The sequence below is a fragment of the uncultured Coprobacter sp. genome (assembly GCF_947855755.1).
In the GTDB taxonomy this organism is placed as follows: Bacteria; Bacteroidota; Bacteroidia; order Bacteroidales; family Coprobacteraceae; genus Coprobacter.
In genome coordinates, this window is the sequence record NZ_CANUAR010000041.1 from 1 (window position 1) to 10168 (window position 10168).

Here is a 10168-nt window from a genome sequence, read left to right on the forward strand (position 1 = left end):
ACCTGTAACCTTCTGATCCGTAGTCAGATGCTCTATTCAGTTGAGCCACGGAGCCGTTTTATAATTATGTGACCGCGACAGGATTCAAACCTGTAACCTTCTGATCCGTAGTCAGATGCTCTATTCAGTTGAGCCACGGAGCCGTTTTATAATTATGTGACCGCGACAGGATTCAAACCTGTAACCTTCTGATCCGTAGTCAGATGCTCTATTCAGTTGAGCCACGCGGCCATTTCATTGCCGAATCCGGTTTTGTTTTTGAGCCGCAAGCCGGAATCGAACCGGCGACCTTTTCATTACGAGTGAAACGCTCTACCGACTGAGCTATTGCGGCGAAAACGGTGCAAAGGTAGTGCTTTTTTTCTAAAATACTACTTTTTGATGCACCAATTTTTTTCTTTTTTAGGTGCTAAATTATATATTCCTATATATCAATATGTTTTTGTACTGTAAACCATCTCAATTTTTATATTTTTCGTATCGAGTTCGACAAATGTCGGAGCTGAGATATAAGGAGTTATTGCATTGATTATTGTCCCGTAATAATCGCTGGTCGTTGTAGAAAGCATAACCGGAACAAGAATGAGATCGGAGTCGATGGGATAACCGTTTTCTATGCTTCCTCCATTGGGATTCTTTTGTATGATATTGGTAATAAATCCTCGTATGTTTCCGAAATCGTAGGTATTTGTCGTTGAATTATAAGATGCGTAGAAGTAATTCAGTCCATCGGTTAATTTGCGATCGAGAAAGAACTGATTCTTATTCATTTCTACAATATCTCCATTACTGTCAGCAACTTTTCCTCCGGCACGCATCAGTAATAGATAGGGGGGAGGGGTAAGTCCGTAATTTGAAAAAATATCATTTGCTGATTTCTTTATAGGAATTGAGAAATTTATTGCATTTATCAATCCTGATACAGTTCCGGTGTTTTCAGCTTCTTCAGGCACAACTTCCCGGTATTTTTTTATGATGTCGGTGACAGGGAATGTTATATGGGCATCGTAACCGTCAGGAGATTTTATAATTGCACGATCATCGGCAATGGCATTTTCTATATAAGGTGCGTTTGTCGATATAATATGGTTGATTGTCGGGACTTCATTACTCGAAACTAAGACAGAAGTTGTCGCCTTGTTTACTACAAGGGGGTGAGTTCCGTCGTCGTTTGTTATATCTTCATTTTCTTCCAGACCACCGCCGCCTTGGTCATTATATACGTATGTGTCATGATATATTTTAATGACTGAAGAAAGTATATTGATTAAGACTCCTTTTCCATAAGTGTTCGTCACGTAAACACCCGGAAAAAAGTCTGCTATATCGCTTTCTGTTAATATACCGCCTTTATCGTTATACAGTTTAAAAAATTCTTGTGCCAATTCTTTGGACGTGTGTCCGGGACGGGCCAACTTGATTTTGATGATTCGTGAACCGTCGCTATTGATTAACGAATCAGGATAACTTTGACGAGAAGTTGTATAAATTTGCTGCCCGAGTATTTCTTCAGGAGAGAAATAATTTGTGGGATCAAGATTGCTGTATATCGGTTTCTCAAGCACTTTATTAAGCGGATATACGCTTACCTGCATCGGGGTCAGAGAATCTCCTAAAAAACTGCTGGGTAGAAATCCGAGTTCGAGAACCAAAGAATCCAGCATATCTTCTGTAACCAGTCTGGAGTCGAATTTGGCTATCGGTCTCATCTGAGTAAGAAAATCTGCACGTATAGATCCGTAATCTACCATATCGACAGCTCCGAGCATTTGAATAATGGTACGATTCGTGACAGGACCGGCAGAAATGGAATATACCGAGTCGGCAGTTGTATATGCTAAAGAGTTATCTACTTTAATAGAAATAAGTGTATCGTCGATCGATGTCCCTATTTTGTTAATGTCGTCATTACAAGAGATCGTTAAGGCGATCAGGACAAATGGTAATAACCAATTTAACTTCATACTGGTTTATTATTTATGAGCGTTTTCCCATACAACGTCATAAAATTCGTTGTATGCATCGATATAGTTTTCCGGATCTTGATAAGGTAAAAACGGGATACCGGCATTTTTAGTATATTCGAGAATATCCGGTTGCATTGTTTCGCTTGCCTGAATGACTCCGTCCGAAAAACGTATGGCCAATTTAGTAAGTTCAGAAAAATCTATCGGTTTATCGGTAAAAGTCAAGTCTTCTTTTCGTATTCCTTCCAATAAAAGTTTGTCGGAAAAAGATGTCGGAAAAGGCGGATTGAAACTATTGTTATAAGAAGAATAAATAACTTTGGTATCTCTGAAACATGGGTCATCGGCATAGGCCTTTTTGATATAAAGAGGAGCTAATGCCGTCATCCATCCGTGACAATGAATGATGTCCGGTACCCAACGAAGCTTTTTGACAGTTTCCATTACACCTCTCACAAAGAAAATGCTTCGTTCATCGTTATCGTCAAAACTATTTCCGTTTTCGTCTTCGGTAGTGAATTTTCGTTGAAAGTAATCTTCGTTATCTATAAAATATACTTGCATGCGGGCTGCCTGAATAGATGCGACCTTTATGATCAAGGGATGGTCTGTGTCATCGATAATGAGATTCATTCCCGAAAGTCTTATTACTTCGTGTAATTGGTTTCTCCGTTCGTTGATATTTCCGTATTTCGGCATGAATGTCCTTATTTCACGACCTCTTTCCTGAACTCCCTGAGGGAGATAGCGGCAAACGTTCGCTATTTCCGATTCGGGCAAATAAGGAGTTATCTCTTGTGCAATAAATAATACCTTGGTGGCTTTCATTTTATAAATTCCTCTTATCTCAATATTATTTCGCAAAGATAATAAAAAAATCATCTTGAATCTCCAAATATTAGAAGTATTAACAAGCTTTCCGTTTATATCAGGTAAAAATACAGATAAAATAAGTTTTATTAGAGTCTCTCTGACCGAATCGTTTTATCGGAAAATTAGACAGGCTTTTACTGGAAGAGATAGTATGTTTTTTTAATTTTCTTGTCAGAATACTTCGGGATGTGGGTTTTATTTACTTCTTTTGCACCGATTTTAAAATTATGGTAATGGAAGTTGTTTCTAAAATAGCTGATTTACAGAAGAAAATAGCTGAAATACGTGCCAAAGGCGGTACTGTGGGGCTTGTCCCGACTATGGGAGCATTGCATAACGGACACCTTGAGTTAGTGAAACGTTGTGTTGCGGAAAACAGTATTTGTGTGGTTAGTGTATTTGTAAATCCTACTCAGTTTAATGATAAAAACGATTTATTGCATTATCCCCGTACTTTGGATGCTGATTGTAAGTTGTTAGAATCTGCCGGATGTGCAATAGCATTTGCTCCTGAAGTTGAAGAAATGTATCCTGTTGAAGATACTCGGGTTTTTAACTTGGGAACTGTAGCGGAGGTTATGGAAGGCAAATATCGTCCGGGACATTTTAACGGAGTCGCTCAAATTGTAAGTAAGCTATTCGATGCCGTACAGCCGGATCGGGCATATTTCGGCGAGAAAGATTTTCAACAAATTGCCGTTATACGTTCAATGGTAAAATTATTGAATTTTCCTGTGGAGATTGTCGCATGTCCGATTGTGAGAGAAGATGATGGTATGGCATTGAGCAGCCGTAATTTACGTTTGACTCCCGAACAGAGAAAAAATGCGGTGAGCATATCTCAGACTTTGTTTAAAAGTCGTACCTTTGCCGAACAACATTCGGTTGCAGAAACGATAGACTATGTCGTGAATACATTGAATTCTGTACCTGATCTAAATGTAGAATATTTTGAAATCGTAAACGGGAATACATTGCTCTCGGTAAATGATTGGACAGATTCGGATTACATTGTAGGATGCATTACTGTATATTGCGGGGATGTGAGACTGATCGATAATATCGCTTATCGCCGTTAATGGAAAGCCTGAACTTAAAACGAAAAAAAATGCTGGTAGAGGTAGTAAAATCGAAAATACACAGGGTTACGGTTACGCAAGCCGATCTGAATTATATCGGTAGTATTACGATTGATGAGGATTTGATGGATGCTGCTAATATTATTGCTAACGAGAAAGTATATATCGTTAATAATAATAATGGTGAACGTTTTTCTACTTATGTTATTAAAGGAGAACGCGGTTCAGGAGTCATCTGTTTGAATGGAGCTGCAGCCCGTAAAGTGCAGCCGGGAGATGTCGTGATTATCATGGCTTATGCGATGATGGATTTTGAAGAAGCTAAACACTTTACTCCTGCCGTAATATTTCCTGATACAAAGACAAATAGACTGATTTAGGGCTGGAAATAAAATTTGCTTTTCAACGCTTTCCGATAAAAAAATAGATTGAAAGCCTATTTAAATTTCCCAATAAGGAAATACGATCAGGTCTTCTTTATGTTTTCTTTCGGTCTGCTTTCTTGTTTCCGCTCTTGTAAAAATAAGAAAACATCTTTAAAAGAAATTCTCAAATCCGATCCAAGTAAAATTTAGATAGTATCTAAGAGCCTGTCTAAATTTTTCAATTAGAAAATATTATCAGGTCATTTTTGCGTCTTCTTTCGGTCTTTTTTCCCGTTTTCATTCGTCAAATAGCCCGCTATCATTCTCCTGAAAACAGAAAAATATCCTCGAAAGAAACTCTCAAACCTGACCCGAGCAAAATTTAGATAGGCTCTAAGAAAACCCGTCGTTTTGATGGGTTTTCTTTCACTTTGACCGATGCGAATTATGTACACGAAAAAAGAGATCTGGAAAATATCTTATCCTATATTGATCAGTCTTGTTGTTCAAAATCTGATCAACATTACCGATACGGCATATTTGGGGCATGTCGGGGAAATCGAATTGGGAGCTTCGGCTTTGGCCGGCGTTTTCTATATGGCTATCTATATGATAGGGTTCGGGTTCAGTATCGGTTCTCAAATTCTTATCGGCAGACGTAACGGAGAGAAACGTTATGAAAGTATCGGAACAATAGTTGTGCAGGGAAGTTTGTTTTTGATTATTCTCGCATTGGTACTATTCGGTATTTCTCATTTTTATGCTCCTTATCTAATGCGGAGCATCATTTCCTCAGAGGTAGTTTTCAGTGCGACCATGCAATATCTCGATTATCGGATATATGGGCTATTCTTTTCTTTTGTCGCTGTCATGTTTCGTGCGTTTTATGTCGGAATAACTCGGACGAAGATATTGACGGTGAACGCATTGGTAATGGCTGTTGCAAATATTGTATTCAATTATATGTTTATATTCGGGAAGTGGGGGTGTCCTCAAATGGGAATAGCCGGGGCAGCTTTAGGTTCTGTACTTGCTGAAGCACTTTCGCTGTTTTTCTTTATTATTTATACGATTTGCAAAGCAGATATTCATAAATATGCTTTTTTTGAGACGATACATGTTGATGTTAAAGTAATTGCCCGTATATTGAATATCTCGGTATGGACTATGTTGCAATCTTTTCTGCCTATTATCACATGGTTCTTTTTCTTTATTTCTATAGAACATTTGGGAGAAAGACCTTTGGCTATATCGAATATCGTGCGTAGTATATCGACGTTGTTCTTTATGCCTGTAAATGCATTTGCTGTCACTGCAAGTTCGTTGGTGAGCAATGTAATCGGTGCGGGAAAACCGGAAGAGGTTATGTCTATAAGCCGTCGGATAATAGGTCTTTGCTATATGATCGTTATTCCGATGATGGCATTGGTCTATCTGATACCTGCTCCTGTTTTGAGGATATATACCGATTCTGCATCTTTACTTCAAGATTGCATTCCTGCACTGTATGTGATGTTGGGATACTATTTCATTGCCGTGCCGGGAAGTGTTTGGTTCAATACGATGTCGGGAACGGGAAATACACGTTCTGCATTGTTGGCAGAATTGATTACGGCTGTTGCTTATACTTTGGCAATCTATTTTCTGATATTCCGTTTGCGACCTAATATTGCATCATGTTGGATTGTAGAATATGTTTATTGGGGTGTTTTATTGCTGTTTTCATTTGTATATTTGAAAAAAGCCGATTGGTGGAATAAAAAGATATAGAGCCTGTTTCAATTTTGTTCGTGTCGGGTTTGAGAGAGTGTTGTCTTGTTTTTAAAAGAGGATGTGAGCTATCTGACAGGTGAAAACGGGAAAACAGACCGAAAGAAAACATAAAGAAGACCTGATCGTATTTCCTTATCGGAAAATTTAAACTGGCTCGTAGATAATCTCAACCTTTTTTGTATTTTTGCACTTTCAGAAATTAAAACGGAAATATTACCATGTTTGAGAATCTAAGCGACAGACTTGAGCGGTCATTTAAAATATTGAAAGGTGAGGGCAAAATTACGGAAATTAATGTTGCCGAAACTTTGAAAGATGTGCGGAAAGCTTTGCTTGATGCCGATGTCAATTATAAAGTTGCTAAGCAATTTACCGATACTGTTAAGGCCAAAGCTTTAGGAATGGATGTTCTTACGGCTGTGAAGCCGAGCCAGTTAATGGTTAAGATCGTTCATGATGAGCTGGCTTTGTTAATGGGGGGAGATTCTGTCGATGTCAATATTACCGGATCTCCGGCAGTGATATTGATGTCTGGTTTGCAAGGTTCGGGTAAAACGACCTTTTCCGGTAAGTTGGCTCAACTGCTTAAGGGAAAACGCGGAAAGAAGCCTTTATTGGTAGCTTGTGACGTTTATCGTCCTGCTGCGATCGAACAGTTGAAAGTGTTGGGTGAACAGATCGGCATTCCGGTTTATAGTGAACCGGATTGTAAAAATCCCGTTCAGATTGCGCAGAATGCCATTAAACAGGCTCGTCAGGATGGACAGGATTTGGTCATTGTCGATACGGCCGGACGTCTCGCTGTAGATGAAGAGATGATGCGTGAAATAAAGGCGATCAAAGATGCCATAAATCCGAATGAAATACTGTTTGTCGTCGATTCTATGACAGGACAGGATGCTGTTAATACGGCGAAAGAGTTCAATGATCGTCTTGATTTTACCGGTGTCGTTCTTACCAAATTAGATGGAGATACTCGTGGTGGTGCTGCGTTATCGATCCGGACGGTTGTCAACAAGCCGATAAAATTTGTGGGAACAGGCGAGAAGATGGATGCTCTCGATGTTTTCCATCCGGCACGTATGGCAGACCGTATTCTCGGAATGGGAGATATTGTTTCTTTAGTAGAACGAGCTCAGGAGCAGTATGATGAAGAAGAGGCAAAGCGACTGCAGAAAAAGATTGCAAAAAACCAGTTTGATTTTAACGATTTTATCAGCCAGATACAACAAATCAAAAAGATGGGTAATCTGAAAGATCTGGCTTCGATGATACCGGGTGTCGGTAAGGCAATTAAAGACATAGATATTGATGACAATGCGTTTAAAAGCGTCGAAGCCATTATTTATTCGATGACTCCGAAAGAAAGAAGTAATCCTGAATTGTTGAACGGCAGCCGCCGTCAAAGAATTGCAAAAGGTAGCGGAACGTCAATACAGGAAGTAAATCGGTTGATAAAACAATTTGACCAGACACGGAAGATGATGAAAATGGTAGCGGGTGGAAAAATGGGTAAAATGATGCCCAGAATGAAACGCTGATATGGATTTTGATATAGGAGAGGAGAGAGTTTTTTACTTTCTCCTTTCTTTATTTTGCAATATGAAGAGAGTCCATTATATTTGTTTTGATTGATCTAAAAACTTGAAAATTAAATAATATGCAATTAATCGATGGGAAAGCCATTGCCGATCAGGTAAAACAGGAAATTGCTCAGGAGGTTGAGCAAATTAAAGTGGCGGGAGGGAAAATTCCCCATTTAGCGGCCGTATTAGTGGGGCATGACGGAGGAAGTGAAACCTATGTCGCTCATAAAGTGAAAGCATGCGAGCAATGCGGATTCAAATCTACATTGATTCGTTTTGAAAGTGATGTGACAGAAGAAGAACTGCTGAGAGAAGTGGATAGGTTGAATAGAGATGAAGATATCGATGGATTTATCGTGCAACTTCCTTTGCCTAAACATATTTCGGAACAAAAGGTGATCGAGGCTATTGATTATCGGAAAGATGTCGATGGATTCCACCCGATCAATGTCGGACGTATGTCTATCGGATTACCATGTTTCGTGTCGGCGACTCCGGCCGGTATCATGGAGTTATTGAAGCGTTATAACATCGATACGAAAGGGAAACATTGTGTCGTATTGGGTCGTAGTAATATCGTAGGGAAACCGGTTGCGACGTTGATGATGCAAAAGGCAAATCCGGGAAATGCGACAGTTACCGTGTGTCATAGTTACTCTGAAAATCTTAAGGAAATGTGTTTGCAGGCAGACATCATTATTGCAGCTTTGGGAGTTCCTGAATTTTTGAAAGGGGATATGGTAAAAGAGGGAGTTACCGTTATAGATGTCGGTACGACGAGAGTTCCTTCGGATAAAACAAAATCGGGATTTAAGCTGACCGGTGATGTGAAGTTTGATGAGGTTGCTCCGAAATGTGCATATATCACTCCTGTTCCCGGAGGTGTCGGTCCTATGACAATTGTTTCTTTAATGCGTAATACACTGTTGGCGGGTAAGAAGGCAGTCTATAAAGATTGACGAGTTAAGAAAGAAAATAAACTATCCTGTTTTAATATTTTGAAATTAAAGCAGGATAGTTTATTTTTATAACCGTATAAATTCTAATTTATGAAGACACGATTTTATCTCCTGTCCCTTTTCTTTTTAGTTTCGGTATATATACAAGCTCAACAACGTATTACGCTTTTATTTGCAGGAGATGCGATGCAGCATTTGGCACAAATAGAAGATGCCCAGACTCCATCGGGGTATAATTATGATTCGTGTTTCGTACAAGTCAAAAATGAAATACAATCTGCCGGATTGGCTGTTGTCAATTTGGAAGCTCCTTTAGGCGGATTTCCGTATTCCGGTTATCCTCAGTTTTGCGCTCCGGATGCTTTTGCTCAAGCTCTTAAAAAGGCCGGATTCGATCTGTTTTTAACGGCAAACAATCATTGTCTTGATCGTCGAGAAAAGGGACTGGAGCGTACTATACGGCAATTGGATTCTTTAGAGGTTTTTCGTGCAGGAACATATTGTTCTGAAAATGAACGTAAACGATTGCATCCTTTACTTTTACGAAAAAACGGAATACGATTGGCCTTTTTGAATTATACTTATGGTACGAATGGAATACAGGTGCGTCCTCCTTATATCGTTAATTATATACAATTCGAGAATATATTACGAGATGTAGAAACTGCAAAGAAAAACGGAGCTGATGTGATTATCGTGTGTCCTCATTGGGGGGATGAGTATCGAACTCTACCGAATGTTTCACAAAAAAAATTAGCGGATACATTGGTCGATGCCGGAGTACATCTTATAGTGGGAGCACATCCTCACGTAGTACAACCGATTGACGCTCGTTTGGATTCTATAGGTAGAATTAAGTCTGTAGTCGCATATTCTTTAGGTAATTTTATTTCTAATATGAAAACCCGGACAACAATGGGAAGTATTGTTTTTAAAGTTGATGTTGTAAAGGATTCGTCGGATATTCGTATCGAAAATCCTCGTTATGCCCTGATATTTACTCAGCGACCTGTACATGTTCCGGAACAAGGTTTTACCGTACTTCCGGCTGCTCGTTGGCTGGCTAAAGGCGATTCTATACCATCATCTTTGTCGATTCCTTTAACTCGTTTTGTTCAAGACACAAGGAAACTTTTTTCACAACAAAATAAAGGTACGGTTACAGAGTATGAGTTTTAGAGAGATTTAGAAAAGCAGTTTAAATTTTCTAATAAAGAAAAATTATCAGATCATTTTTGTGTTTTTTCGGTCTGTATTTCTATTTTCACTCATCAGATAGCCTGCTATTTTCTTTTCGTAAAAACAACAAAATATCCTCGAAAGAGACTCTCAAAACTGTTCTAAACAAAATTAAGCAGACTCTTAGAGCCTGTTTCTGAGTAAATAAAAGTGGGATTACAAGAATCTGATTTGGTTTTTGATAAAAAAGTATAGTTTACTATTGTATGTTTCAAAAACAAATACTATCTTTGCATCGCAATTGAAAATGGTGAATGTAGCTCAGTTGGTTAGAGCATTGGATTGTGGTTCCAAGGGTCGTGGGTTCGAGCCCCATCTTTCACCCTT

Annotated in this window: 8 protein-coding genes and 4 tRNA genes; 7 read left to right on the forward strand and 5 right to left on the reverse strand. The window is 38.9% G+C overall.

The genetic code is table 11. The features are described 5' to 3' along the window. Positions 1-69 precede the first annotated feature (69 nt). From Q0093_RS14215 to Q0093_RS14235, 5 genes are all read right to left on the reverse strand, one after another. A tRNA-Arg gene (locus Q0093_RS14215) sits at positions 70-143 on the reverse strand. Positions 144-157: 14 nt separating this feature from the next. Then, a tRNA-Arg gene (locus Q0093_RS14220) sits at positions 158-231 on the reverse strand. A gap of 30 nt (positions 232-261) precedes the next feature. Next, positions 262-334 (reverse strand) — tRNA-Thr (locus Q0093_RS14225). Positions 335-431: 97 nt separating this feature from the next. Next, positions 432-1964 carry a DUF4270 family protein gene (locus tag Q0093_RS14230; RefSeq protein ID WP_297931774.1) on the reverse strand — a complete coding sequence of 511 codons (1533 nt, stop codon included), beginning with the start codon at positions 1962-1964 and terminating at the stop codon, positions 432-434. A 9-nt stretch (positions 1965-1973) separates the two neighbouring features. Next, a complete protein-coding gene (locus Q0093_RS14235; RefSeq protein WP_297931777.1) occupies positions 1974-2795 on the reverse strand; it encodes a glycogen/starch synthase in 822 nt (273 codons plus the stop codon). 278 nt (positions 2796-3073) lie between these two features. On the opposite strand from Q0093_RS14235, the gene panC reads away from it, so the two are divergent. The 7 genes from panC to Q0093_RS14270 all read left to right on the forward strand — a co-directional run bounded on the left by panC (position 3074) and on the right by Q0093_RS14270 (position 10166). After that, positions 3074-3919 carry a pantoate--beta-alanine ligase gene (gene panC, locus Q0093_RS14240; RefSeq protein WP_297931780.1) on the forward strand — a complete coding sequence of 282 codons (846 nt, stop codon included), beginning with the start codon at positions 3074-3076 and terminating at the stop codon, positions 3917-3919. Between the two features lie 29 nt (positions 3920-3948). Continuing rightward, a complete protein-coding gene (gene panD / locus Q0093_RS14245; RefSeq protein ID WP_297305348.1) occupies positions 3949-4299 on the forward strand; it encodes an aspartate 1-decarboxylase in 351 nt (116 codons plus the stop codon). 429 nt (positions 4300-4728) lie between these two features. After that, complete coding sequence (locus Q0093_RS14250) at positions 4729-6054, forward strand: MATE family efflux transporter (protein WP_297931788.1); 1326 nt, start codon at positions 4729-4731, stop codon at positions 6052-6054. A gap of 221 nt (positions 6055-6275) precedes the next feature. Further along, positions 6276-7598 carry a signal recognition particle protein gene (ffh, locus tag Q0093_RS14255; protein WP_009316655.1) on the forward strand — a complete coding sequence of 441 codons (1323 nt, stop codon included), beginning with the start codon at positions 6276-6278 and terminating at the stop codon, positions 7596-7598. A 119-nt stretch (positions 7599-7717) separates the two neighbouring features. Further along, entirely contained in the window at positions 7718-8602 is an 885-nt protein-coding gene (folD, locus tag Q0093_RS14260; RefSeq protein ID WP_297931783.1) for a bifunctional methylenetetrahydrofolate dehydrogenase/methenyltetrahydrofolate cyclohydrolase FolD, read from the forward strand. 90 nt (positions 8603-8692) lie between these two features. After that, complete coding sequence (locus Q0093_RS14265) at positions 8693-9781, forward strand: CapA family protein (protein WP_297931786.1); 1089 nt, start codon at positions 8693-8695, stop codon at positions 9779-9781. A gap of 309 nt (positions 9782-10090) precedes the next feature. Continuing rightward, positions 10091-10166, forward strand: a tRNA-His gene (locus Q0093_RS14270). Positions 10167-10168 lie beyond the last annotated feature (2 nt).

Excerpts from the sequence above, each read along its gene's own strand:
- ffh (WP_009316655.1), top strand. The coding sequence starts at position 6,276 with ATGTTTGAGAATCTAAGCGACAGACTTGAGCGGTCATTTAAAATATTG.
- Q0093_RS14230 (WP_297931774.1), bottom strand. The coding sequence starts at position 1,964 with ATGAAGTTAAATTGGTTATTACCATTTGTCCTGATCGCCTTAACGATC.
- panC (WP_297931780.1), top strand. The coding sequence starts at position 3,074 with ATGGAAGTTGTTTCTAAAATAGCTGATTTACAGAAGAAAATAGCTGAA.
- folD (WP_297931783.1), top strand. The coding sequence starts at position 7,718 with ATGCAATTAATCGATGGGAAAGCCATTGCCGATCAGGTAAAACAGGAA.
- Q0093_RS14265 (WP_297931786.1), top strand. The coding sequence starts at position 8,693 with ATGAAGACACGATTTTATCTCCTGTCCCTTTTCTTTTTAGTTTCGGTA.
- panD (WP_297305348.1), top strand. The coding sequence starts at position 3,949 with ATGCTGGTAGAGGTAGTAAAATCGAAAATACACAGGGTTACGGTTACG.
- Q0093_RS14235 (WP_297931777.1), bottom strand. The coding sequence starts at position 2,795 with ATGAAAGCCACCAAGGTATTATTTATTGCACAAGAGATAACTCCTTAT.